The organism is Teichococcus rhizosphaerae, from assembly GCF_002631185.1.
Classification (GTDB): Bacteria; Pseudomonadota; Alphaproteobacteria; order Acetobacterales; family Acetobacteraceae; genus Pseudoroseomonas; species Pseudoroseomonas rhizosphaerae.
The window spans coordinates 1-24,548 of the sequence record NZ_PDNU01000012.1 but is presented as its reverse complement, the minus strand read 5'-3'; the positions used below and the strand labels follow the sequence as shown (position 1 = coordinate 24,548).

The following is a 24,548-nucleotide window of genomic DNA, read 5'->3' as shown; positions in this document are numbered from 1 at the left end:
TCAGCCCTTCCAGTTGCCGGCGCGGAAGTCCATCGCGAAGGCGGGCGCCGCCTTCCAGCCGATGTCGCGCCGCTTGGCGGTGAAGGTCGCGTTCTGGTGCAGCACGGTGTAGGCGGGGTCCTCGCGCTCGCAGATCTCCAGCATGCGGCGGAAGACCTGCTTGCGGCGGGCGCGGTCCGTGCTGGTCTCCAGCTCGACGGAGATGCGGTTCATCTCCTCGTTGCTCCACTCGCCCACCTGCTGCTGCTGGCCGTTCGGCCCGTGCTGGTTGACGATGGAGGAGACGGGATCGTTGAAGGGCGCGCTGTTGGACCAGTCCCGCACCGCGCGGCCCGGCTCGCGCGAGAGGATCTGCGACCAGTTCTCCTTCATCTCGATCTGCACGTTGAGGCCGACCTGCTTCCACATCTCCACCAGCACCTGCGCCGTCGGCGTCTGGTTGGTGTAGTAGTTGTTGAGCAGGCGGTAGGGGATCGGGTCGCCCTTGTAGCCGGCCTCCTTCAGCAGGCGCTGCGCCTCGGCCGGGTCGTATGCCGGCACGCTCCAGTCGGAGACAAACATCTCGCCGTAATAGTCCCATTGCAGGCCCTTCGGCACCACAGTGCGGCCGGCCCACAGGCTGTCCACGATCGCCTGCCGGTCGATGGCGTGGGTGAAGGCGCGGCGCACGCGCGGATCGACGAGCTGCGGGTGGTTCTTGTCGAAGCAGGTCAGGCGGTGGTTGAGGATGGTGCCGCCCTGCACCTCGTAGCGGCGGTCGCCCTCGATGCCGCCGATCTGGTCGGGCGGGATGTCGCAGGCGAACTGCACCTCGCCCGAGCGCAGCATGTTGATGCGCGCCGAGACCTCCGGCACCTCGACGAAGCGGATCTCCTTCAGCGGCGGCCGCCCGCCCCAGTATTCATCGTGGGCGACGAGGCGGAGAAGCTGGTCGGGGCGGAACTCGGCCACCTTGTAGGGGCCGGTGAGGATGGGCTTGCGCGCCCAGTCGAACCAGGTCTCGGCCTCGACATAGCCGCGCTTGCTGATGATCTGGCTGCCATAGCGGGAAAGGCGGCCTTCCAGCGTCACGTCCGGCGTCGCGTTGTGGAAGCGCACCGTGTGCCGGTCCACGATCTCGACGCGCTCCAGCGCCGGCCAGGAGCGGCGGGCCACGGCGGGCACCTCCGCCGGCAGGTCGCGCCCCGCGCGCGTCGGGATGCGCTCGCCGCTCACCTGGATGGTGCGGCCCTGCGCCGTCGGGTTGGTCTCGCCGAACATGCGCTCGGGGCCGAAGGTAAAGGCCACGTCCTCGGCCGTCATCTCGTCGCCGTTGTGGAACTTCACGCCGGGGCGCAGCTTCAGCTCCACCACCTGGTCGCTGACGCGCTTCCACTCGGTCGCCAGCTCCGGCACGGCGCCGAGGCCGCCCAGCCAGTTGCGCCCGATCAGCCCCTCCCAGAGCGAGGAGAACAGCACGCGCTCGCCGACATTGGACTGCTCGCGCAGCACTTCCAGCGTGTTGCTGTTGCTGATCTTCTGCACGGCGATGGCGATGGCGGGGCGATTGTCAGCCTGCGCGATGGCGAAGCGCGGCAGGGCGGAGAGGCCCAGCGCGCCGCCGGCGCCGAGCAGGAGGGAACGGCGGGGCGTCATCATGGATTGCGCTCCTCAAGGCCACCCGGGGTGGCGCGGAAATGGGTCAGGGTGCGCTCGGCGTGCCGCATGCGGTGCGACAGCGCCTTCTGCGCGTATTCGGCGACGACCGCGGCATGCGCCGTGTCGGCCGCGAGATTCTCGAATTGCTGCGGATCGCGCCGCAGGTCGAAGAGCAGCGGCGGCAGGCCGGAGAAGTGGACGTATTTCCACCGCTCGTCCTGCACCACGCAGAGCGACGCGTCGTCCATGCCGAGCCCGAGCGCCGTCTCCGGCTTCGAGTAGTGCACGTCGCGGAAATCGTATTCGTAGAAGAGATGGTCGCGCCAGCCATCGGGCCGGCCCCCTTGCAGGAAGGGCAGGATGGAGCGGCCGTCGCAGGCGCGGGGCGCCTCGCCGCCGAGCCATTCGAGGATGGTGGGCAGCACGTCCACGCTCTCGGTGAAGGCGCTCTCGATCTCGCCCGCGCGCGGCGAAGGGCCGGCTTCCTTGACCACCAGCGGGATGCGGAAGCTCTCGTCATGGTAGCCGATCTTGCCGAGCAGGTAGTGGTCGCCCAGCTGCTCGCCATGGTCGGAGGTGAAGATGACCATGGTGTCATCCCACTGCCCCGTCTCGTCGAGATAGGCGAAGACCTGGCCGAGCGCGTCGTCCACCTCGGTGATGAGGCCGGCATAGGTGGCGCGTATGGTGCGGATGGCGGCCTCGTCCAGCGCGCTCGCGGCGCCGCCCGCGCCATGGAAGAACGAGCCCTGGCTGATGCCGCGCAGGTAGAAGTCCAGCAGCGGGTGTTGCGCGGCCTCCTCCTGCCAGGTGGCGCGGCGGTGCAGCGCGGGCATGTCCGCCGGGCTGTACATGGTGTTGTAGGGCGCTGGCGCGATGAAGGGCGGGTGCGGCCGCCAGTAGCCGAGATGCAGGAACCAGGGCCGGTCGCCCTTGCCCTTCAGGTAGGTCAGGGCGCGCTCGGTGAAATAGGCGGTGTCCGACAGCTCGGCCGGGATGCGGCAGGGCCGGTCGGTGGCGCCGGGCACGCTGTCCTCGCCCTCCGGCAGCCAGATGTCCTCGCGCTTCTCGGGCAGCGCGTAGCCCTTCTGCGCCAGCCAGCCGAAATAGCCGTCCATGCTGGGCTCGAAGGCGCCGACGGCGCGGAAGCCCTCCATCAGGTCGCCCAGCGTGGTGAAGCGCGGGTCGCGCCCGCCGGTGGTGCGCGGGTCGGGCGTCGAGGTGGTGTAGCCGATCAGCGCCGGGTCGTAGCCGATGCGGCGCAGCGCCTTGCCGAGGTTCATGTGGCGGGAGTCGAGCGGCACGGTGTTCTGCACCGCCCGGTGGTTCATCAGGTAGAGGCCGGTCAGCAGGCTGGCCCGCGCCGGGCCGCAGGGCACGGCGTTGGTGACGTGGTTGCGGAAGGTGACACCTTCCCGGCACAGCCGGTCCAGGTTCGGGGTTCGCAGAAACCCGGCCCCCAGCGCGGGCACGAAGTCCGCCCGCCACTGGTCCACAACAATCAGCAGAACATTCTTCCGTCGCGCCATGCGGCCATCCGATCCGTCGGTCTCTTCGGGGCGGACCGCTTAAAGCGCGTGGGCGACGGGTGAATGACGGAGGCGTGTCAGTCTCGTGACACCCTCCGGAGCCATGGCGGGACGGGCGGGCCCCGTTGCCGTGCGGTGAGGCGCGGGTGGCCGGCGCGGCTCAGCCGCTGCGGAGCAGGGCCTGCAAGCCGCCCGAGCGGCGCAGCACATGCATCGCCACCTCGTCGCCCGCCCGCCGGAAGGTGATGTCGAGGCGCCCGTCGCCCAGTTGCAGGTCGCGCAGCGTCACCGCGTCCAGGAAGCGGGGCAGCACCGGCTGGTCGAAATGGATGCAGCGGGTTCCGGGCTCGAAGCCGAGGCCGAGGCAGGCGCCCAGCATCGCGAAGGGCGTGCTGGCCGCCCAGGCCTGGGGCGCGCAGGCCACGGGGTAGAGCGTCGGGCCCTGGCCGCGGCGGCGGGGAAAGCCGCAGAACAGCTCCGGCAGGCGGCGCAGCTCGACATAGGTGGAGGCATCGAACAGGGCGGAGAAGATCTTCCCTGCCTGGCGGCGGAAGCCGTAGCGGGCCAGCCCCTCGGCGATCAGCGCGTTGTCGTGCGGCCAGACGGAGCCGTTGTGGTAGCTCATCGGGTTGTAGCGCGACTGCCCGGCGGCGATGGTGCGGATGCCCCAGCCCGAGAAGAAGTCCGGCTCCAGCAGGGTGTGGACCAGCCGCTCGGCGCGCTCCGGCAGGGCAATGCCGGCGAAGAGCGCGTGCCCGGCATTGGAGCTGCGGACACGGCAGGGCTGCTTCCGCCCGTCGAGCGCCAGGACATAGGTGCCAAGCGCCTCGTCCCAGAACCGCTCGTCGAAGGCCAGGCGCAGCGCGTTGGCGCGGCGGTCGAGGCCCTCCGCCGGCAGCGGGTCCCCCATGCGGCGGAAGATGCGGGCGGCGGCGCGCCAGGCGCCATAGACATAGGCCTGCAGCTCGACCAGCGCGATCGGTCCCTCCGCCATCCGGCCATCGGCGTGGAAGATGGCGTCGTGGCTGTCCTTCCAGCCCTGGTTCAGCAGCCCGTCCGGCCGCTTGCGGCGGTATTCGACGAAGCCGTCGCCATCCATGTCGCCATGCCGGTCGATCCAGCCCAGCGCCGCCTCGATGTTCGGCCGCAGGCCGCGCAGCGTCTCGAGGTCGCCGGTGCGGTCGAGATAGGCGCCGGCCAGCATGACGAAGAGGGGGGTGGAATCGACGCTGCCGTAATAGCGGCGGAACGGCACCTCGCCGAGCCGCGCCATCTCGCCTTGCCGCGTCTCGTGCAGGATCTTGCCGGGCTCGGCATCGGTGGCCGGGTCCGCCTCCGTGGCCTGGTGCGCGGCCAGGAAGCGCAGCACGCCGCGGGCGAGGGATGGGTCGTACCACAGCGTGTGCCAGGCCGAGATCAGCGCGTCGCGGCCAAAGGCGGTGCTGTACCAGGGGATGCCGGCATAGGGGTAGGGCCCCTCCGGCGTCTGGGTCACCAGCATGGCGAGGTCGGCCGCGGCGCGGCGCATGGTCTCGTTGAAGATGTCGTTGCTGCTGTCCAGGCTGGCCAGGCGCGCATCATGGCGCCGCTGCGCCCACCGCCCCTGGCGGAGCGCCAGGCCGAAGGCCTTCCGCGCCGGGCAGGGCGCCGGCTCCCGGTCGCAGCCGACCTCGATGAACAGGGCCTGGCGGCCGCCGGGCGGCAGGGTGATCTCGTAGACCGCCCGCCCGGCCTCCAGCAGCGCGGGCGCCGGGTCGAAGCGCAGCGTGGTCCGGCGCCGCTCACGGTCCAGCCCGGTATAGGAAAGGGTGACCCGGTCCTGCTCCAGCAGGGGAGGGTGGAGCGTGCCGCGCCGTTCGCGCCGGGCGCCGCGCGCCTCGAACAGGTCGGCGAAGTCGGCGGCGAAGCGCAGCTCGAGCCGCAGGCGGTGCGGGCGGTCGTCGAAGTTGCGCAGGGCGAGCCGCTCATGGATGGCGCCGTTCCAGAGGAAGCGGCTGCGGCGCAGGTGCAGGAGGTCGTGCGGCACCGCGTTCAGCCCCGCGCCCGCCGGCAGGTCGGGATTGGTCAGGTCGCAGGTGAGGGCGGCGTTGTCGTCCTGCAGGGCGGCGCTCAGCAGCATGGGGCGCGCGCCGTTCAGCCAGAGCGAGAAGTGCGACAGGTAGCGCGTGTCGCGGTGGTAGAGCCCTTCCGGGCTGCCGCCGAGATCCCCCGCATGGCCGAACAGGGCAAAGGTGTCGTCATGCTTGAGGGTGGTGGAGCGGCCCTCCTGCAACGAGGCGGTGGCCGCCACGGGAAAACCGTCATTGTCGAGCGGGGGGGCGCCGGAAGGGGCGATGTCCATGCGGTGCGTCCGTTTCAGGCGCGGGCAGCCGCGCGGGAAGGCGGGGTGGGGGCGAACATCCGGAAGCGGTCCTCCAGCTGTGGTTGTCCTGGCCTATGCGTTGGGAACTGGCACCGCCCGGTCAAGGGGAAGGCCATGCGGCATGCCGGCGCCAGCTCCGGCGGCCATCTCCCGGGGCGGCTGCCCGGAGACGAGCGACTTCCTTGGAGTGAAGCGTGGCACCACCCGCCATGGTTGCGGAACCGGCAAAGCAGGCAGCGCTGAAGAACAATGGCGATCTTCCTTCCAGAAGAAGGCCCAGGAAAAAACCAGAGGAGGATTTCATGGCTGCGCGGTTCCGGCCAGGAAAACCCGAGGGCGGGTCTGGCTGTTGTCGTGCAGATGATTTGCCTCGCCCCATGGCGGTTGCCATAAGCTTCGTATCGCATGGTGCAAACGACACAAGATACAGGTTCGAGGCCGGTTCTGCCGCTGGCCCCAGGCCGCCCTCCCGCGGATTCCGCCGGCCGGCTCAGGAGCTGGCTCCGGCGCCATCCGCGCATCCTCACCCCGCTCCGGCGCCTGATGCTGGACATGTCGCCCTACCTCCCCGGCCTGGCGCAACTGGTGGCGCGCCTCAGCGCCCGCCGCTGGGGCCCCTCGCCCCAGGCCTATCGCCGCTGGGTGGAGGAGCATGACACGCCGGGCCCGGCAGCGCTGGCGGGCATGGTGCGCACCGCGCTGGCCATGCCGGACCCGCCGCTGATCTCGGTGGTGATGCCCGTCTACAACACGCCCGAGCCCCTCCTGCGCGCCGCCATCGCGTCGGTGCGCGCGCAGGCCTATCCGCACTGGGAGATGTGCATCGCCGACGATGCCTCCCCCGCGCCGCATGTGCAGGCCGTGCTGGCCGAGGCGGCGGCCTCCGATGCGCGGATCCGCACCGTGCGCCGGAGCTGCAACGGCCATATCAGCGCCGCCAGCAACACGGCGCTGGAGCTGGCGCGCGGCGAGTTCGTGGCGTTGATGGACCATGACGACCTGCTGCCGCCGCAGGCGCTGTTCGTGGTGGCGCGGCAGATCCGTGCCCATCCGGAGACGGACCTGTTCTTCTCGGACGAGGACAAGGTGGATGGCGAGGGCCGCCGCTACGACCCCTATTTCAAGCCCGGCTGGAACCCCGAGCTCCTGCTGGGCCAGAACCTGGTCAGCCATCTCGGCGTCTACCGGCGGGAGCTGCTCAACCGGCTGGGCGGGCTGCGGGAAGGGCTGGAGGGCAGCCAGGACTGGGACCTCGCGCTGCGCAGCGTGGCGGCGGCGGGGGTGGAGCGCGTGCGGCACATTCCCGCCATCCTCTACCACTGGCGGCAGGGCGCGGAGGCGACCTCCTTCTCCGAGGGCGCGCTGGAGCGCTGCGCGGCCGCCGGCCGCAAGGCCCTGGCCGAGCATCTGGAGCAGAACGGCGCGCATGGCGCCGAGGTCGTGCCGCAGGGCGACCTGCCGGGATGGCCGCGCATCCGCCATGCCATGCCGCGCCCCCGCCCCATGGCCAGCCTGATCCTGGCCCTGCCCGCCGCGCCCGAAGGGGTGGAGGCCTTGCTGCCCCTGCTGGAGATGGGCGGGCACGCCCCGGCCGAACTGCTGCTGATCTGGCCGGCCGGCAAGGGGCAGCCGGCTCCCGCCGGCACGGACCCGCGGCTGCGGCTGCTGCCCGGACCCCCGGCGGCCGGGCGCGCCGCGCTGCTCAACGCGGCGGCGGCGCAGGCGCGGGGCGAGGTGCTGGTCCTGCTGGAGCCTGGCGTGGAGCCCGCCCGCGAGGACTGGCTGAGCGAGCTGGTGGCGCAGGCGGCGCGGCCCGAGATCGGCGCGGTGGGGGCGATGCTGCTGGGGCCGGGCCGCCGGATCCGCCATGCCGGCTATGTGCTCGATGGGGAAACGCCCGCGAGGCCCTGGCCCCTGCTGGGGCAGGCGGTGGAGGATGACCGCGGCTATATCGGCCAGCTGCGGCTGCCGCGCGACGTCTCGGCCGTGAGCGGCGCCTGCCTGGCCGTGCGAAAGGCCAGCTTCGAGGCCGTCGGCGGGCTGGCCCCCTTGCCCTGCTGGTCGGATGTGGATCTGTGCCTGAAGCTGCGGGCGGCCGGGCTGCGGGTGATCTGGACGCCATTCTCCCGCCTCTGGCAAAGGCAGGAGGATGACATGGCCGACCGGGCCGCCCGGGCCGAGGCCTTGTCCTGGCTGCGCGCGCGCTGGGGCGGGCGCCTTGCCCAGGAAGGCTTCTTCAGCCCCCTCCTGCCGCTGCGCGAGGGAGAGCCGTCCATCCTGGCCGCGCCGCGCGCCATGGCCGGGGCCGGATGAGGCTGATGCCCCCGCTGCATGTCCTTCTCGCCACCTACAACGGCGCGCGCTTCCTGCCCGAGCAGCTCGAGAGCCTGACCGCCCAGCAGGGTGCCGAATGGAACCTGCTCTGGCGCGACGACGGCTCCGCCGATGGCACGACGGTACTGCTGGAAGACTTCGGCCACCGCACCGGCCGCGCCTTCCGGGCCGAGACGCCGCCGGGGCGCGCCGGCGTGCTGGGCAGCTTCATGCACCTCCTGGCCGCCGCGCCGGCTGGTGGTCACTATGCCTTCTGCGACCAGGACGACGTGTGGATGCCGGACAAGCTGGCCCGCGCCCAGGCGGCGCTCTCCGCCATGCCGGCGGAGCGGCCCGCCCTTTACTGCGGCCGGCAGCGTCTGGTGGACGCAACGCTCCGGCCCACCGGCCTCTCGCCCCTGCCGCGCCGCCCGCTCGGCTTCCGCAACGCGCTGGTGCAGAACGTGGTGACGGGCTGCACCCTGGTGCTGAACGAGGCCGCCCGCCGGCTGGTCCTGGCGGCGCCGCCCCCGCCGCCGGGCACGCTGCATGACTGGTGGTGCTACCTGCTGGTGAGCGGCGCGGGTGGCGCCCTGCGGTTCGATCCGGAGCCGGGCATTCTGTACCGCCAGCACGGGTCGAACCAGGTGGGAACCCAGGCCTCGCTGCTGCGGCGCGGCGCCGCGGCCCTGACGCGGGGGCCGGAGCGGTTCCTGGCGGTGTTCCGGGGCCATCTGGAGAGCCTGGCCCATGCCGGGCCCCTGCTGAGCCCCGAGGCCCGCGAGACGCTGTCGTTGCTGACGCCCTTCTTCACCCTGTCCCGCCTGGAGCGCCTGCGCCGGCTGCGCAAGGCCGGGCTTTACCGCCAGGGCGTGGCGGAGGATGCGGTGCTGCGCTTCTGGCTGCTGGCGGCGCCCGCCCGCCCTTCCGCCGTCATGCGAGGGGGCGGCGCAGGCTGACCGTGATGCCCACCCCGGCCGGCTGCCCCGGCTCGACGCTGGCGGCATGGCCGCCGGCGATCAGGCGGATCAACCCCAGCCCCGATTCCTGGTTGCCCCGGCGGCTGGTGGAGGCGAGCGTGGCGGCATCCGGGCCCGGCCCCTCGTCGCGCACGACGATGCGCAACTGGTTGGCCTCCTGCATGGCCTGGAGCAGAATCTCCACGCGGCCCCGGCCATGCCGCAGGGCGTTGACCAGCAACTCCCAGGCGATGATGCCGATGCGCGGCGCATCCAGGGCGCTCACGGCGAGGTCCGGCGCCGGCCGCAGGAGCAGGGGGCGGGCCGGATCGGGCCAGCATTGCCGCAGGCGGCGCAGGAGCAGCGCCACATAGTCCCGGGCGGAAACGAGGCCGGTGGCCGGCTGGCGCTGCAGATGCGCATGCGCCTCGGCCACCGCCTGCACGCGCCCGGCCGCCGCGTCCAGCTGCGCCGCCGCCTCCGTGTCGCCGAGCGACATGGCCTGCAGCGCCAGCATGTCGTTCACCATTTGCAGGCCGTTGCGGATGCGGTGGTCGATCGCCCGCGCCAGCCCTTCCTGGTCCTGCCGCAGCCGCTCGAAGCGGGCTTTCAGCGCCTCGGCCACCTGCCTCGCATCGGCCAGCTCGCGCCGCAGGCACAGCTCCTGCCCGAGCTGGTCGGCCACCGCCTGAAGCCGGCGCGGTGCCGCCGCCTGCGCCCCCGGCGCGAGGCCCAGCACGACCAGAAGGCCGCGCCGGGTGCCGTCCGGCTCGCGCACGGCCACGGCGGCGCAGGGCATGGCCTCCGCCGGGGGTTCCGTGCTGCCGGGAGGGAAGGGGAAGGCGAGCAGAACGGGCAGCGGCTCCCCCTGGAGGCGCCGCAGGATCGCCTGGGTGGCGGCGGCCGTCACGGATGCGGTGCCCCGGCACAGGGGCGCGCGGCCCGCCACCTCCTCCGTCAGGCACAGCAGGGCGCCCTCAGCGTCCAGGCTGCCGAGTGCCAGCTCCAGCGTGCGGTCGAGCGCCGCCAGGTCAGGCCGCGGCGCTGCGGCGTGTGGCTCCGCCTCGGTGGTCACGGAGGCCGGCAGGGCATGGGTGGGATGATCCATGCGAGGGTGCCGCGCCGCCTCCTGCTCCTTTGACATGAATGGTTCCATAAGGTCCGGCCGCTCACGACAAGCTGGGCGGTTTGTCACGATACGGGCGAGAGTTCGAGGCTTATCCTGCAAGCGTTCTGCTGGCCGCGGCCGCGGGATGTTCCACCAGCACGATGGATTTTCTGCAGTGAAATCCAAAATATGATCAGAGTAAAGACAAAAAGGATCATTGTCCGAGGCTTTGAGGCATTGCCGGGTCTTGTTGTCCGGCGCAGGATACACCTGCGGTTGCGTGGATGTGCTGACTGTGCCGTAAATCCCACGCCCTCCTGCAAAGCCAGGGGGGACGGACTTTTGACATTGAGTGCTCATCACGAAGTCGCGATCCTCCTCTGGTCCAGGCCGGGGCGGAGACCCTGGTGAAATGGCCAGGGAGATGGCGCGATGGTGGCGGGAGCAGAATGGTGGCGCGGCGCCACCCTTTACCAGGTGTATCCGCGGAGCTTCCTCGACACGGATGGCGACGGCGTCGGCGACCTGCGGGGCATCGAGGCCCGGCTCGACCACATCGCCGGCCTCGGGGTCGATGCCATCTGGATCTGCCCCTTCTACGTCTCGCCTGGCCGGGACTTCGGCTACGACATATCGGACCATGTTGCGGTCGATCCGCAGTTCGGAACGCTGGAGGATTTCGACCGCCTGCTGCGCGCGGCGCATGCCGCCGGTCTGAAGGTGCTGGTCGACCTGGTGGGCGGCCACACCTCGGACCAGCATCCCTGGTTCCAGCGCAGCCGCGCCAGCCGCCAGGCACCCGAGGCCGACTGGTATGTCTGGGCCGATCCGAGCCCGGACGGGACGCCGCCCAACAACTGGCTCAGCGTCTTCGGCGGCGCCGCCTGGACCTGGGAGCCGCGGCGGCGGCAATACTACCTGCACCACTTCCTTTCCACCCAGCCCAGCCTGAACCTGCACGATCCCGGCGCGCTGGAGGCCGTGCTGGCGGTGGGCGAGTTCTGGCTGAAGCGCAGCGTCGATGGCTTCCGCCTCGATGCCATCGACTTCCTGGCGCATGATCCCGCCTTGCGCAGCAACCCGCCGCGCCCGGCGGCGGACGGCCAGGTGCCGGCCAAGCTGTTCGGCCTGCAGGAACACCGGCACGACATGATCCAGCCGGGGCTGTTCGACATCCTGCGCCGCATCCGCGCGCTGACCGACCGCTATCCCGGCACCGTCACGCTGGGGGAGGTGTCGAGCCAGGACGGCGCCTTCGACCGCGTGCGCCGCTATAGTGCCGGGCACGACCTGCTGCACATGGCCTACACGCTGCGCCCGCTGCGCGGCGGCTTCGACCACGCCACGCTGCGCGACCTGATGGCCGAGGCGGGGCGGGAAGCGGAGGGCTGGCCCTGCTGGTCCTTCTCCAACCACGATGCCGAGCGCGCCGTCACCCGCTGGAACCCGGCCGGCAGGGACGCGCCGCCCGACCCGCGCTTCGCCCGGCTGCTCGCCGCCATCATGATCTCGCTGCGCGGCAGCCTCTGCCTCTACCAGGGCGAGGAGCTGGGCCTGCCCGAGGCGGTGCTGGCCCACGAGCAGATCCGCGACCCGTTCGGCCTGGCCTACTGGCCCGAGTTCCGGGGGCGCGACGGCAGCCGCACCCCCATGCCCTGGCAGGCGGACGCGCCCCAGGCGGGCTTCAGCACCGCCAAGCCCTGGCTGCCCGTGCCGGAGGCGCACCATCCCCTGGCGGTGGACCGGCAGGAGATGGATGAGGACAGCATGCTGCAGGTCTGGCGCCGGGCGCTGGGCACGCGGCGGGCCTATCCGGCCCTGTCGCGCGGCGGGCTGCGGCCGCTCGACCTCGGCGCGCCGCTGCTGGGGCTGGTGCGGGACTATGGCGGGGAGCACATCCTGATCGTGCTGAACCTGTCGGACGTGCCGCGCTACTACGATGACGACAGGCTCCGCACCGCGCGGCTGCTGCCGGACTTCACCGGGCAGGGCGCCCTGCGCGAGGGAAGCAGCGCCATGCTGCCGCCCTATGGCGTGCTGTTCGCGGCGCTCGCGCCCGCGCCCGTGGAGCGGCCGCTCCTCGCCGCGGCGGTGACGGCCTGAGCCGGGCCGGGGGGGAGGCGCGCGCCTCCCCCGCCCGCCGCGCCTCATGCGCCGGGGCGGATCATCTCGAACAGGCTGGCCACCTCGGTGTAGTCGCCCCGGTAGCCACAGCGCGCCACGGGCTGGGCGGCCAGCGTGTCGAACCGCCCTTCCCTGAGGAACTCGCGCCGGATGTGCACGCCGACCACCTGGCCGATCATCAGCCAGGTGTCGAGGCCCTGGCCCGTCACGTCCCTGATCTCCACCACCTGCGTCAGCTTGCACTCGAAGGCGGCGGGGGAGAGCGCCACGCGCGGCGGCTTCACCAGGGTGGAGGGGGCGGCCTCGAGGCCCGCGCGGATCATCTCGTTCTCGCCCGGGGCCAGGGGCGCGCAGGTCTCGTTCATCGCCTCCGCCAGGGGGCGCGAGACGAGGTTGCAGACGAACTCGCCCGTTTCCTCGACGTTGCGCATGCTGTCCTTCCGCCCCTCCACGGAATAGCCGACCATGGGCGGGCTGGTGTTGAGCCCGGCGAAGAAGCTGTAGGGCGCCAGGTTCACCCGGCCCTGGCCATCGACGCTGGTGATCCAGCCGATCGGGCGCGGGGCGAGGATCGCCTTGAAGGGATCGCGCGGCAGGCCATGGCCCTGGCGGGGATCGTAGAAATAGGTGTCATCGCTCATGGGACGCATCAAGCCCGGCGCGGCGGGGCCTGTCGAGGGCGGGCGCCTTGCCGCCGCCGGCGCGGCGGTGTTTGCTGGCATCCAGCAAGAGGTCCGCAGAGGCCCCGCCAGTCCGGCTTCACCCCCATGAGGAGCGTCCTCCCCATGCATCGCCGTACCCTGCTGACCGGCACCGCCGCCGCCTTCCTCGCCCGTCCCTCGCTGGCACAGCCGGCCGCGGCGCGCGTGCTGAAATACGTGCCGCAGAGCGACCTGACGGTGACCGACCCGGTCATGACCACGGCCTACATCACCCGCACGCACGGGCTGATGATCTGGGACCAGCTTTATGGCCTGGATGCCGAGCTGCGGCCGCGGCCGCAGATGGTGGAGGGCCACACCGTCGAGGATGACGGCCGCCGCTGGACCTTCCGTCTGCGCGAGGGGCTCGTCTTCCACGATGGCGAGCCGGTGCGCGGGCGGGACTGCATCGCCTCGATCCGCCGCTGGGCGCAGCGTGACTCGCTCGGCCAGGCGCTGATGGCGCGGCTCGACGAGATGAGCGCGCCGGATGACCGCAGCTTCGTCATCCGCCTCAGGCGCCCCTATGGCGCCATGCTGGACGCGCTGGCCAAGGTGGGGCCCTCGGCGCTGTTCGTCATGCCCGAGCGCCTCGCGGCCACCGAGGCGACCACGCCGATCCGCGAGATCATCGGCTCCGGCCCGTTCCGCTGGAAGGCGGATGAGCGCGTCGTCGGCGCCCGCGCGGTGTATGAGCGGTTCGACCGCTACCGCCCGCGCGAGGAAAGCGGCCTGTCCTCCTGGGCGGCGGGGCCGAAGCGGGTGCATTTCGACCGGGTGGAGTGGCACGTGATGCCCGACCCCGGCACCGCCACCTCCGCCCTCACCAATGGCGAGGTGGACTGGTGGGAGAACCCGACCAACGACCTGCTGCCCATCCTGGAGCGCAACCGCAACATCGCCACCCAGCTCGCGACGCCGCTCGGCACCATGGGCACGGGCATCTTCAACCACCTGCACGCGCCCTTCGACAAGGCGGCGGTGCGCCGCGTGGTGATGGAGGCGATGTCGCAGGAGGACTGCATGATCGCCGCGGCGGGGACCGATCCGGCCCTGTACCGCACCGGCGTCGGCATCTTCACGCCGGGCACGCCGATGGCCAGCACCGAGGGGCTGGAGCCGCTCACCCGGCGGCGGGACATGGAGACGCTGCGGAAGGCGCTGGCCGAGGCCGGCTACAAGGGCGAGCGCGTCGTCCTGATGATCCCGACCGACCAGGCGGTGCTGGCCGCCATCGGCGAGGTCTGCCTGGACACGCTGCGCCGGCTCGGGATGAACGTGGAGCCCGCCGTCTCCGACTGGGGCACGCTGGTGCAGCGCCGCGCCAGCAAGGCGCCGCCGGAGCAGGGGGGGTGGAACATGTTCAACACCACCTGGGCCGGGCTCGACATGATCAACCCGGTGGTGCAGCAGGTGCTGCGCGCCAATGGCGAGCGCGCCTTCTTCGGCTGGCCCAGCATCCCGCGCATCGAGGAGCTGCGCGAGGCGTGGCTGGACGCGCCGGACCTGGCCACGCAGCAGCGCATCTGCGCCGAGCTGCAGCAGGTGGCGCTGCGCGAGGTGCCCTATGTGCCGACCGGCCAGTACCTCTACAAGACCGCCTATCGCCGCGACCTGGCGGACGTGCCCAACGGCCTGTTCGTCTTCTGGGACATCCGCCGCGCCTGAGATCCGCCGCCCCTGAGACCGGCCCGGCCGGGGCCGCCGCTTCCCGGCCTTCCTCCCGATCCGCACGGAGCTATCCGCCCGATGACCGCCCTCGACCACATCCGCCGCTACCATGACGAGCTGACCGCCATCCGCCAGGACCTGCACGCCCATCCGGAGCTGGGCATGGAGGAGCACCGCACCGCCGCGCTCGTCGCGCGCAAGCTGGAGGAATGGGGGGTGGACGAGGTGCATCGCGGCATCGGCGGCACCGGCGTGGTGGGCGTGCTGCGCGGCAGGCCGGGCAACCGCGCCATCGGGCTCCGCGCCGACATGGACGCCCTGCCGATGAGCGAGCTGACCGGCCTGCCCTACGCCTCCACCGTGCCGGGCAGGATGCATGCCTGCGGGCATGACGGCCACACAACCATGCTGCTCGGCGCCGCCCGCTACCTCGCCGAGACGCGGAACTTCGAGGGCACGGTCCACCTGATCTTCCAGCCGGGCGAGGAGGGCTGCGGCGGGGCGCTCGCCATGCTGGAGGACGGGCTGCTGGAGCGCTTTCCCTGCGATGCGCTCTACGGCATGCACAACGCCACGGGGCTCGATGTCGGGCGCTATGCCATCGGCGCCGGGCCGTTCATGGCGGGCGGCGCCTTCTTCGACATCACGGTGCACGGCAAGGGCTCGCACGGCGCGCGGCCGGAGATGAGCATCGATCCGGTGCTGACCGCCTGCCACATCGGCGCCGCGTTGCAGTCCATCGTGTCGCGCAACATCTCGCCGCGGGAGACGGCGGTGGTGAGCGTGACCAAGGTGACGGGCGGGGATGCCTACAACGTCATCCCGCAGACGGCGGTGCTGTCCGGCACGGCGCGCTTCTTCAGCAAGGAGGTGGCCGGGCAGATCGAGGAGGCGATGCGCCGCATGGCGGAGGGGGTGGCGGCCGGCTTCGGCGCCACGGCGGAGGTGGATTTCCGCCTGATCTTCGCGCCGCTGGTGAACCAGGCCGAGCGCAGCACGGAGATCGCCGACGCCGCCGCCGACTTGGTGGGCGAGCAGGCGGTGCGCCGCGACCGCGCGCCGGTGATGGGCTCGGAGGATTTCAGCTTCATGCTGGAGAAGGTGCCGGGCGCCTACATCCATGTCGGCAACGGTCCCGGCGCCGCCGCGCACAACCCGCACTACAACTTCAACGACGAGGCCACGCCCTATGGCGCCGCGCTCTATGCCCGGGTGGCGGAGCGCGTCCTGGCGCAGCCCTGAGCGCGGGCGGGACGGGCGCGGGGCCCGCCCCGCCCGTTGCGCAGGCGCGAAAGTGACCTGGGCGGGCCTTTCCGGCCGGATTCCGTTCCGGCCGATCCCGCGCTAGCCTGCCCCTGACCCCTTCGAGGGTCCAAGGACACAAGGGCAGGAAACGCATGAACCGCTTCACCACCTCGCGCCGCGCGGCCTTCACCGCGGGCATGACCGGCCTCGCCGCCGGCCTGGCCGGCCCGGCCATCGCGCAGCCCGCCGGCCCCGCGCCGCACCCGCAGCGCGGCCCGGCGCGGCCCCGCCCGCCGGGTGGCGCCGACCTCGTCCGCGGCTTCTCCCGCGAGCGGCTGGGGCGCATGGAGAAGGCCTTCGCCGCCGAGGCGGAGCGCGGCTCCTTCGCCGGTTGCGTCGCGCTGATCGCGCGCGACGGCGAGATCGTCCACCACGAGGCCTATGGGCACCAGGATGCCGCGCGCACCCGGCCGATGCCGCGCGACGCCATCTTCCTCCAGGCCTCGATGACCAAGCCGATGACCTCCACGGCCGCGATGATGCTGGTCGAGGAGGGGATGATGAAGCTCAGCGACCCGATCACCCGCTGGATGCCGGAACTGGCCAACCTGAAGGTGGAGCGCCGGCGCGACGGCCAGCCGCCCGAGGAGGTGGCGCTGGAGCGGCCCATCACGGTGCAGGACCTGCTGCGCCACAGCTCCGGCCTCGCCTATGCCAACGCCGTGCCGTCGAGCCGCATCCGCGACGCCTATGAGGAACAGAACATCGAGGCGCGGCGGGAGGCGATCGGCGGCGACGAGATGCTGCGCCGCCTCGGCACCATTCCGCTCGCCTTCCAGCCGGGCACGATGTTCTTCTATTCCATCTCCACGGACGTGCTCGGCCTGCTGATCGAGCGCGTGGCCGGGCAGCGCCTGGACCGGCTGCTGCAGGAGCGGCTCATCGGGCCGCTCGGCATGCGCGACACGGCCTGGTTCGTCGAGCCCGGCAAGCGCGCGCGGCTGGCGGAATCCCCCACCACCGACCCGCAGACCGAGCCGATGTGGCGCGCCTACCGCATCCTGGAGGACGAGGCGGGCCGCTCCTACCTGAAGGGCGGCGCGGGGCTGGTCTCCACCGCGGCGGACTATTTCCGCTTCGCGCAGATGATCGCCAATGGCGGCCATTTCGAGGGGCGGCGCTACCTGGCGGCGCCGGTGGTGAACTACATGCTCTCCAACCACATCCAGGGCATGGGCGGCTCTCCCGCCTCCTCCACCGGGCCGGGCTACGGCTTTGGCCTCGGCTTCGCGGTTCGGCTGCAGGATGGGCTGGGCGTGGCGCCGGGCAGCCGGGGCGATGCCATGTGGGCGGGCGCCTGGGGCACCTCCTTCACCATCGACCGCGCCGAGGGGCTGGTGGCCATCCTGATGGCGCAGGGCCCGACCGCGCGCGGGCAGACCCGCATGCTGTTCAAGAACCTCGTCTATGGCGCCATGGTGGAAAGCCAGCGCGGCTGAGGTGATCCCCAACCGGCGGCCAGTCCGCCTCCTTCCCGGGAGGTTCCCGGGGAGGAAGCGGAGGGGGCATCAGCGCCGCGCCTTGCTCTTCTGCAATTCGCGCTCGATCGAGGATTTCTCGCTCGAGCCGGAACGCCGGATGATCTCACGGATGATGGCGGGCGAGACCCGGTGGCGCTTGGCCAGGGAGGCGATCTCCTGCTCCAGCCTGGCTTCGGCCTCGGGGTCCGGTTCCACGGGTTTCTGTGGGCTTCGCGCCACGATGCGTTCCTTTCATGGCTGCCCGACGGCCTGATATCCGGGTTCCGGGGAACCCGGACGAAACTCAGATGCCGGGCGCGACGCTGCCGCGGATCTGGCTTTCCCGCACGACGCGCTCATGGCCGTCATGGATGCTGCGCACGCGATACTCGCGATCGCTGGAGTCGTTGGGCAGCTGCCGCAGCACCGTGTAGGTGCCGCGCGGCGCGGCACCGTCGAAGCGCCCGGGGACGAATTCAACGCTCTGGCCGACCGTGAAGCCATGGGGAGGCATCGTGAACTCCTTGGCGGGTCGGGGATGTGTCTCCGGGCCACCCGGAAGGCGGCATGCCGGCGGCCCGCGCGCGGCATCTCACCCTGGCGGCTCTGCCGGCCGCGAGGCGCCTGCCCGAAGGCACGCGCCCCATCTTCGCGAACGGGGCCGCCGGTCCGGCAGCCCCGAGGCGCGTCAGGCCATCTTCAGATTGGTGGCCGAGGTCTTGCCCTGCTGGCCGCGCTGCAGGTCGTACTCGATCTTGTCGCCCTCGCGCGGCTCGCTCAGCCCGGAGCGCTGGACGTCGGAGATGTGCAGGAAGACATCCTTGCCGCCGTCGTCGGGCTGGATGAAGCCGAAGCCCTTGGTCGCGTTGAACCACTTGACGGTGCCGATGGACATGATGGTGTTCCGTTCATGAAAAATGGCCGCGTCGCGCTGCCGCGTCGCGGATCAAGCTGCGAGGGGAAACGGACACCAGGCTCGGCGCTCAAGCAGGAGCAAGGAGAACAGGCCGAACCAAACGAGTCTGACCAGACCTATATGGGGCTGTGCAGGATGTTATGCAAGGCGGCAGGCGGAAAACTCCCGTGATCGCCTTGCAACCTTTCGCGGCGCGAAGCCGGTTACCCTCGCAGGCTTCTTCCACGGTCGGCCTCGCCTGCTTGCGCTGAGCGGGCTTTCCGCGCGGCTGGCAGGGGCGCCGGCCAGGGCTTTTCAAAGTGCCAGCGCCAGCTGTGCCGCCGGGCCCTTGCTGTCGTCGCCCAGCGCCGAGAGGGTGACGCCCAGGAGCCGGATGCCGCGGGGCGGCGGCAGCACCGCGCCCAGCAGCCGCGTCGCGATGCCCTCCAGCTCCGCCAGGCTGGCCACGGGAACAACCGAGGACTGGCTGCGGGTGATCTGCCGGAAATCGCTGAACTTGACCTTCAGCGTCACGGTGCGGCCCTGCAGCCCGTGGCGCGCCACATGGTCCCACACCTTGGCGGCCAGCGGGCGCAGCGCCTCGCGCAGCTCGCCGAACTCGGCCAGGTCGCGGCTGAAGGTGGTCTCGGCCCCGACCGACTTCCGCAGCCGGTGCGCCTGCACCGGGCGGTAATCCTCGCCGCGCGCGATGGCGTGGTAGAAGGCACCCGCCTTGCCGAACTCGGCCTGCAGGCCTTCCAGGCTCCATTGCCGCAGGTCCAGGCCGGTATGGATGCCGAGCCGGTTCATCCGCGCCGCCGTGACCGGGCCGATGCCATGGAAGCGCCCGACCGGGAGCGCCTCCACGAAGCCCGGCCCCATGCGCGGGGTGATGACGAACAGCCCGTCCGGCTTGCGGTGATCGGAGGCCAGCTTGGCCAGGAACTTGTTGTAGGACACGCCGGCGGAGGCGGTGAGCCCCGTGCGCTCGCGGATGGTGGCGCGGATGCGCTCCGCGATCTCGGTGGCCGAGGCGATACGCTGGAGGTTCTCGGTGACGTCGAGATAGGCCTCGTCGAGGGAAAGGGGCTCGATCAGCGGCGTGTGCTCGGCGAAGACGGCGCGCACCTGCTCGGACACGGCGCGGTAGACCTCGAAGCGCGGGCGGACGAAGACTAGGTCGGGGCAGAGCCGCCGCGCGGTGAGCGAGGGCATGGCCGAGCGCACCCCGAAGCGCCGCGCCTCGTAGCTGGCCGCCGCCACCACGCCGCGCTCCCGCGCGCCGCCCACCGCCACGGGAAGGCCGCGCAGCGAGGGGTCGTCGCGCTGCTCCACCGAGGCATAGAAGGCATCCATGTCCACATGGATGATCTTGCGCACCGCGGCGGTGGGCGCCCCGGCACTCATGCCCCGCGCCGCCCGGCACGCGATCGCCGGGCCCCGCCTTGTGCCCTGCGCCTGCGCCATGGCCCGGACCCCGCAAGGCCCGGGCGCGGGGAAAGCGGGGCGGCGGCGTGGAACAGGCTCTCCGGCATGGCCAGCATGGCGGCAACCTAGGCGATCTCGGGAACCGGCGACAGCGGGCGCGGCGTGAAGCCCGGAGGCCGGCCCTTCCTCGGCCCCTGGAACGGTGCCGCCGTTGCGGCGTTTCAGCAAGGCCGAGACAGAGGAGGACAGACATGGCCAAGCGCGCGCCCGAGGGCCCCAAGGCACACCACACCGCCGAGCAGGCGACGGGAGGCTACATCCAGAAGCCGCCCTCGCCGGAAGACCTGGCCAGGATCTCCGAGGCCCAGGCCCAGATCACCGATGAATGGACCGGCGAGCCGCCCCTGCCGAAGAAGCCCTCCGCCAAGCCGTGAAGCGGCATCGGCGGCAGCCGTTGAGCCCGAGCCCGGCGCCGGGTGGGATCCGAAGCGGTTCCTCTCGCCTTCTGCCGACCCACGCCCGCCCCCGGAAGCCAGGACCGGTCCGACATGCCCGAACCAGGATTGACGGTGCCGCCACCCAGGCCGGCCAATCTCAGCACTTCCCTCCTGCGCAACATCGAGGCGCTGGAGAAACGGCGCCGCGAGGAGGCGGCGGCCGCGAGCCGCGAGGAGCGGGTCGCCGAGGCCATCACCCGCTTCACCGGCAGCATGACCTTCGTCTATCTCCACCTCGTCTTCTATGGCGGCTGGATCCTGATCAATCTCGGCCTCGTCCCGATGGTGCCGAAATTCGATCCCTCCTTCGTGGTGCTGGCGATGGAGGCGTCGGTCGAGGCCATCTTCCTGTCCACCTTCGTGCTGATCAGCCAGAACCGCATGGCCGCGGCGGCCGACAAGCGCGCCGACCTGGACCTGCAGATCAGCCTTCTCACCGAGCATGAGCTGACCAGGCTTTCCGCGCTGGTGGTCGAGATCGCCCGGCGGCTGGACATCCAGACCAATGCGGATCCGGAGCTGCGGGAGGTTCAGCAGGACATCGCGCCGGAAGCTGTTTTGGATGAGATCGAGGCGCGGCAGAAAAGGGATTGAGGGGTGGGCGCCGCTCGCGGCCCTGGACCGCACCGCGCGGGTTCCGTGAACCGGGGGGCCTTGGGCTGGCGTGGCGGCGGGGGCGCGCGACCCCGCGCCGTGGCGACGGCCAGCTCGAAGAAGTTGGAGGCGCCGGTCGGTCAGGCGCGATCATAAAGACACCATGGCGGGGCAGGGCGACGCGGCTCGATCCAACCCGGCTACCACGTCACCGAGGTGAAGGCCGGCTCCTTCGTCACCTTGGATTGCGACAGGAATTTCGGATGCCTGGCTGCAAACCAGCCTGCAGGTGGAGGACCTGTTCGGCAGCGCCGGCACGCCGGACCACATGAAGGCCGGCAAGTCCTCGCCATCCCCCGGAAGGTGGGCACACGGGTTGATCTGCAGTCGGCCCCCTTGGCCATCCCATGCAGGTCTTCGACGTCACCGCGATCCGCATCGAGGCGTCCGGCGCCATCGTTGAGCCTGATCCCCGGCCCGTTGCGCGGAGGCCGCGGCACCGGCTGGCGCAGGACGCCAAGGCTCGCGAGCGGTTGCAAGCCGGTGAGTGGATGTCGCTGGCACCCGGCAGTCTCACCCACCCAAGAGTCAATGATAAGCCTTGATTATCAGGCTCCAGTGGCCGCCGGGGGCTTGCCCACCGACGGTGGAATGCGGGTGGGCCGGGCGCTCATCGCGTCGCCCGCAACCCGTCGAAGCCTGCGGCCGCCACGGGGCGGCGGTAGGCAGCGGTGCTGCGGGATGGACGCGAGGACATCGCCGCTCAGGCCATGAAGAAGGCGCGCATCCGTGCCGCGTTGGAAGGTGCCAGGGTCAACATGGCCCGCGGCTGGGCGCGGCCTGTAGCATCAGTCCACCGAGGTCAGCCAAGCGTTTGGCAAGGTGCGGGCTGTTCTTTCCCGCCTGCAGGGCACACCCACCTTCATTATCGGCGAGTACCTCATTCCTGGTGGCGCGGATCTCACCGAGATGCGCGAAGTCGTAGCCTAGGTCCGCGCCAAGACCTGGAGGAAAAGCCGAAGGCTGCTCAACAGGGGAGACACGGACCTGACGCCGTGCCGCAGACCATGGCCGCCGATGATCCAGACGGCACGGGCCCTGCTCTTCTCGGGGCGACCGTTACCACCCGCCCGAAGCCGACGCCTCTGGACGTCCGCCTACGCGCTCTGATCGAGGTATCGCTTGATGAATGCTTCGATCTGAGGGCTTCCCCAATCGAAGCCAAGAGCTCGCGCCCGGGAGAGCGCTTCTTCGCCTGAGAGGCCTTCCTCCGTCGCCAGGCCAAGGACACCGAAAATGCTGGCCCGCTTTCCGGAGGCGCAGTGAATCAGCACCGGCCCCGGCAGTTCGGATAGCTTCTGCCGGAACTCATCCACTTGCTCGGAATGCAGGCCTGTGGGCGCGACCGGCATGTGGGCATAGTCCAGCCCGGCCTCGCGGGTGGCCTCGCCCTCCGCGTCGGGCGAGAGGGGTTGGTTGGGCTCCCCCGGCGTCCGCAGGTTGACCACGGACCGGAAGCCTTCCTGGGCCAGCCTTTCCAGTTCCTCTCTGGTCGGCGGGGTGGGGTCGACGCTCAGCCGATCATTAATCCTGATTCTGTTGGGCATGTGAGCTTTCCTGGTCGTGTTGGCCTTGAAGGCATATTCATTATTTATAGATTATCAAGAATGAATATAACAGAAATGCGCAGCCGGGCTGGCGAAGCGGAGCGCTTCCTCAGGTCGCTCGGGAATGAGCACCGGCTGCTGATCCTCTGCTCGCTGACCCAGGGAGAGAAGTCCGTCGGGGAGTTGGAGACGCTGCTCGAGATGCGGCAGCCCCATCTCTCGCAGCACCTGACCCGCCTGCGGGAAGACGGGCTAGTCAGGACCCGCCGCGCTTCCCGTACAATCTACTACCGCCTGGGCAGCGAGCCCGCGGAGCGGGTAATCGGCCTTCTCTACGACCTGTTCTGCGCCAAAGCGGAGGCCGCGGGCACACCGCCAAACAAGGCTGCCCAGCCTGAAGCCTGACAGGCCAGCGGCTGTAACTCACGCGCCTGGCGCTGCTCGCTCCGAAAGAAAAAGGAAACAGAGATGCCCAACAACCATCCGGCGGTGACCGGTTTCTATCACCAGGACACCAACAGCATCGCCTACGTGGCCGCGGATCCTGCGACCAAGCGCTGCGCCATTATCGACCCCGTGCTCGATTTCGACCGCACCTGCCGCGGCACCCACACCACCTTCGCCGACCGGATGGTGGCGTTCGTTCGGGAGCAGGGGCTGACGGTCGAGTGGATCCTCGACACCCACCCGCACGCCGACCACTTCTCCGCCGCCCCTTACCTCAAGGAGGTGTTCGGCGCCCCGACCACCATTGGCGAGCAGATCGTCCACGTCCAGAAGATCTGGAAGGAGATCTACAACCTCCCCGACTTTCCGACCGACGGCTCGCAGTGGGACCGGCTGTTCAAGGACGGCGAGCACTTCCGGATCGGTGAGCTGGACGTGGAGGTCATCTTTTCGCCCGGCCACACGGCGGCCTCCATCACCTACGTCATCGGCGACGCCGCCTTCGTCCACGATACCCTGTTCATGCCGGACGGCGGCACGGCCCGTGCCGACTTCCCGGGTGGCGACGCCCGGGCGCTTTACCGCAGCATCCAGCGCATCCTGGAACTCCCGCCGGAGACCCGCGTCTTCACCGGCCACGACTACCAGCCGGGCGATCGCCAGCCGCGTTGGGAGTCCACGGTTGCCGAGCAGCGCGCGCACAACACGCACTTCCGGGGCGGCGTGAGCGAGGACGCTTTCGTCCAGACGCGCGAGGCGCGAGACCGGACGCTGGCCTTCCCCGCCCTACTGCTGGACGCCCTGCAGATCAACATCCGAGGCGGGCGCCTACCTGAACCCGAGGCCAACGGCGTCTCCTACCTCAAAATTCCGCTGAACTACTTTCATGAGACCGGCTGCGCGGCCATCCGCGAGCTAAAGGACTAGCCCCATGGAAAACTTCACCCCCGTCTCGGCCGCCGTGGGTGGCGCGCTCATCGGCCTGGCGGTCGCGCTCCTCTGGCTCTCCAATGGGCGCATCGCCGGAATCAGCGGCATCGTCGGCGGGCTCTTCAAGCCGCAGGCGGGCGAGGTCGGCTGGCGCATCGCCTTCTTGGTTGGGCTTATTGGGACGCCCTTGGTCTATGCCGCCATTCAAGGTGTGCCACCGTTCTCTATTGAGGCTGGGTCCGGCACGCTGATCATGGCCGGGCTCCTCGTCGGCTTCGGCACGCGGCTCGGCGGCGGTTGCACCAGCGGCCATGGCGTTGCCGGGCTGGCGCGCCTGTCGCGCCGCTCTATCACGGCAACGGGGCTCTTCCTCCTGGCAGCCGTAGTGACCGTCTTCCTCGCCCGCCATGTCTTTGGAGGCTGAGCGCTATGAACCGCATCCTTATCGCCCTGGTATCCGGCCTGCTCTTCGGGCTGGGTCTGGTGGTGTCCCAGATGGTCAACCCAGAGAAGGTCCTTAGCTTCCTGGATGTTTTCGGAAATTGGGATCCGAGCTTGGCCTTCGTCATGGGCGCCGCCGTTCTGGTCGCCGCCCTCGGCTTCACCCTGGCTAAATGGCGGCAGGTACCGCTCTACGCCCCGTCCTTCTCCGGCCCCACTAAGACAAAGGTGGACGCCCGACTGGTGGTTGGATCGCTGATCTTCGGCACCGGCTGGGGACTCGTGGGGTACTGCCCAGGGCCCGTCCTGGCCTCGTTCTTGTTGGCGGGCCCGCCTGCGGTGGTGTTCCTCGCGGCGATGCTGACCGGCATGGTCGCCTTCTCGGCCGCAGACAAGCACCTGCCCGGGCGCACCAAGCCGGCCTGAGGGGAGGCCGCCCGATCGTGCCACGATTGCCGGGCGGGTTGGGCTGCCCTACAGCGAGGAAACCTCGACTTAGCTACCCGAGTTTCGGGCAGAGGCGAACCCGGGAGACCTCC

At 70.7% G+C, this 24,548-nt stretch carries 23 protein-coding genes; 13 read left to right on the top strand and 10 right to left on the bottom strand.

The window, feature by feature from the left end; genetic code table 11:
• From CR162_RS08720 to CR162_RS08710, 3 genes are all read right to left on the bottom strand, one after another.
• A complete protein-coding gene (locus tag CR162_RS08720; RefSeq protein ID WP_099095161.1) occupies positions 1-1,638 on the bottom strand; it encodes an ABC transporter substrate-binding protein in 1,638 nt (545 codons plus the stop codon).
• Positions 1,635-3,167, bottom strand: a complete 1,533-nt coding sequence (gene pehA, locus CR162_RS08715; protein WP_099095160.1) for a phosphoric/sulfuric ester hydrolase PehA — start codon at positions 3,165-3,167, stop codon at positions 1,635-1,637. The genes CR162_RS08720 and pehA overlap by 4 nt, the downstream gene beginning before the upstream one ends.
• A 160-nt stretch (positions 3,168-3,327) precedes the next feature.
• Positions 3,328-5,508, bottom strand: coding sequence for an amylo-alpha-1,6-glucosidase (locus CR162_RS08710; protein ID WP_099095159.1), 2,181 nt, complete (start codon positions 5,506-5,508; stop codon positions 3,328-3,330).
• A 573-nt stretch (positions 5,509-6,081) separates the two neighbouring features.
• Here CR162_RS08710 and CR162_RS08705 point away from each other — a divergent pair.
• Together CR162_RS08705 and CR162_RS08700 are read left to right on the top strand one after the other, a co-directional pair.
• Complete coding sequence (locus CR162_RS08705) at positions 6,082-7,842, top strand: glycosyltransferase family 2 protein (RefSeq protein ID WP_176559783.1); 1,761 nt, start codon at positions 6,082-6,084, stop codon at positions 7,840-7,842.
• Between the two features lie 5 nt (positions 7,843-7,847).
• On the top strand, positions 7,848-8,801 hold the full coding sequence (locus CR162_RS08700; protein WP_176559782.1) for a glycosyltransferase family 2 protein: 954 nt from the start codon (positions 7,848-7,850) through the stop codon (positions 8,799-8,801).
• On the opposite strand, the gene CR162_RS08695 is transcribed toward CR162_RS08700, so the two are convergent.
• Complete coding sequence (locus CR162_RS08695; protein WP_176559781.1) at positions 8,776-9,945, bottom strand: histidine kinase dimerization/phosphoacceptor domain -containing protein; 1,170 nt, start codon at positions 9,943-9,945, stop codon at positions 8,776-8,778. The genes CR162_RS08700 and CR162_RS08695 overlap by 26 nt on opposite strands.
• A 396-nt stretch (positions 9,946-10,341) precedes the next feature.
• On the opposite strand from CR162_RS08695, the gene CR162_RS08690 reads away from it, so the two are divergent.
• Entirely contained in the window at positions 10,342-12,012 is a 1,671-nt protein-coding gene (locus tag CR162_RS08690) for an alpha-glucosidase (protein WP_176559780.1), read from the top strand.
• Between the two features lie 44 nt (positions 12,013-12,056).
• On the opposite strand, the gene CR162_RS08685 is transcribed toward CR162_RS08690, so the two are convergent.
• Positions 12,057-12,674 carry a flavin reductase family protein gene (locus CR162_RS08685; protein ID WP_099095155.1) on the bottom strand — a complete coding sequence of 206 codons (618 nt, stop codon included), beginning with the start codon at positions 12,672-12,674 and terminating at the stop codon, positions 12,057-12,059.
• A 144-nt stretch (positions 12,675-12,818) separates the two neighbouring features.
• On the opposite strand from CR162_RS08685, the gene CR162_RS08680 reads away from it, so the two are divergent.
• From CR162_RS08680 to CR162_RS08670, 3 genes are all read left to right on the top strand, one after another.
• Positions 12,819-14,402, top strand: a complete 1,584-nt coding sequence (locus CR162_RS08680) for an ABC transporter substrate-binding protein (protein ID WP_099095154.1) — start codon at positions 12,819-12,821, stop codon at positions 14,400-14,402.
• Positions 14,403-14,483: 81 nt separating this feature from the next.
• Positions 14,484-15,647, top strand: coding sequence for a M20 aminoacylase family protein (locus tag CR162_RS08675; protein ID WP_099095153.1), 1,164 nt, complete (start codon positions 14,484-14,486; stop codon positions 15,645-15,647).
• 155 nt (positions 15,648-15,802) lie between these two features.
• Positions 15,803-17,149 carry a serine hydrolase domain-containing protein gene (locus tag CR162_RS08670; protein ID WP_245870211.1) on the top strand — a complete coding sequence of 449 codons (1,347 nt, stop codon included), beginning with the start codon at positions 15,803-15,805 and terminating at the stop codon, positions 17,147-17,149.
• Between the two features lie 69 nt (positions 17,150-17,218).
• On the opposite strand, the gene CR162_RS22330 is transcribed toward CR162_RS08670, so the two are convergent.
• From CR162_RS22330 to dinB, 4 genes are all read right to left on the bottom strand, one after another.
• Positions 17,219-17,386 (bottom strand): hypothetical protein, encoded by a 168-nt coding sequence (locus tag CR162_RS22330; protein ID WP_176559779.1) that lies wholly within the window; start codon positions 17,384-17,386, stop codon positions 17,219-17,221.
• Positions 17,387-17,474: 88 nt separating this feature from the next.
• Positions 17,475-17,684 carry a hypothetical protein gene (locus CR162_RS08665; protein WP_099095152.1) on the bottom strand — a complete coding sequence of 70 codons (210 nt, stop codon included), beginning with the start codon at positions 17,682-17,684 and terminating at the stop codon, positions 17,475-17,477.
• 174 nt (positions 17,685-17,858) lie between these two features.
• Complete coding sequence (locus tag CR162_RS08660) at positions 17,859-18,065, bottom strand: cold-shock protein (RefSeq protein WP_099095151.1); 207 nt, start codon at positions 18,063-18,065, stop codon at positions 17,859-17,861.
• Between the two features lie 315 nt (positions 18,066-18,380).
• Entirely contained in the window at positions 18,381-19,472 is a 1,092-nt protein-coding gene (dinB, locus tag CR162_RS08655) for a DNA polymerase IV (protein WP_099095150.1), read from the bottom strand.
• A gap of 272 nt (positions 19,473-19,744) precedes the next feature.
• Here dinB and CR162_RS08650 point away from each other — a divergent pair, with 272 nt between their 5' ends.
• The 3 genes from CR162_RS08650 to CR162_RS21990 all read left to right on the top strand — a co-directional run bounded on the left by CR162_RS08650 (position 19,745) and on the right by CR162_RS21990 (position 21,189).
• Positions 19,745-19,927 (top strand): hypothetical protein, encoded by a 183-nt coding sequence (locus tag CR162_RS08650; protein ID WP_099095149.1) that lies wholly within the window; start codon positions 19,745-19,747, stop codon positions 19,925-19,927.
• A 114-nt stretch (positions 19,928-20,041) separates the two neighbouring features.
• Complete coding sequence (locus CR162_RS08645) at positions 20,042-20,584, top strand: DUF1003 domain-containing protein (RefSeq protein ID WP_099095148.1); 543 nt, start codon at positions 20,042-20,044, stop codon at positions 20,582-20,584.
• 407 nt (positions 20,585-20,991) lie between these two features.
• Positions 20,992-21,189, top strand: coding sequence for a hypothetical protein (locus tag CR162_RS21990; protein ID WP_141563116.1), 198 nt, complete (start codon positions 20,992-20,994; stop codon positions 21,187-21,189).
• 552 nt (positions 21,190-21,741) lie between these two features.
• Here CR162_RS21990 and CR162_RS08640 read toward each other — a convergent pair.
• Entirely contained in the window at positions 21,742-22,191 is a 450-nt protein-coding gene (locus tag CR162_RS08640) for a beta-lactamase hydrolase domain-containing protein (RefSeq protein WP_099095147.1), read from the bottom strand.
• Between the two features lie 75 nt (positions 22,192-22,266).
• Here CR162_RS08640 and CR162_RS08635 point away from each other — a divergent pair, with 75 nt between their 5' ends.
• From CR162_RS08635 to CR162_RS08620, 4 genes are all read left to right on the top strand, one after another.
• Complete coding sequence (locus CR162_RS08635; protein ID WP_245870210.1) at positions 22,267-22,596, top strand: ArsR/SmtB family transcription factor; 330 nt, start codon at positions 22,267-22,269, stop codon at positions 22,594-22,596.
• A gap of 63 nt (positions 22,597-22,659) precedes the next feature.
• Positions 22,660-23,565 (top strand): MBL fold metallo-hydrolase, encoded by a 906-nt coding sequence (locus CR162_RS08630; RefSeq protein WP_099095145.1) that lies wholly within the window; start codon positions 22,660-22,662, stop codon positions 23,563-23,565.
• Between the two features lie 4 nt (positions 23,566-23,569).
• A complete protein-coding gene (locus CR162_RS08625; RefSeq protein ID WP_099095144.1) occupies positions 23,570-23,992 on the top strand; it encodes a YeeE/YedE family protein in 423 nt (140 codons plus the stop codon).
• 5 nt (positions 23,993-23,997) lie between these two features.
• Complete coding sequence (locus tag CR162_RS08620) at positions 23,998-24,435, top strand: YeeE/YedE family protein (RefSeq protein WP_099095143.1); 438 nt, start codon at positions 23,998-24,000, stop codon at positions 24,433-24,435.
• Positions 24,436-24,548: the final 113 nt, after the last annotated feature.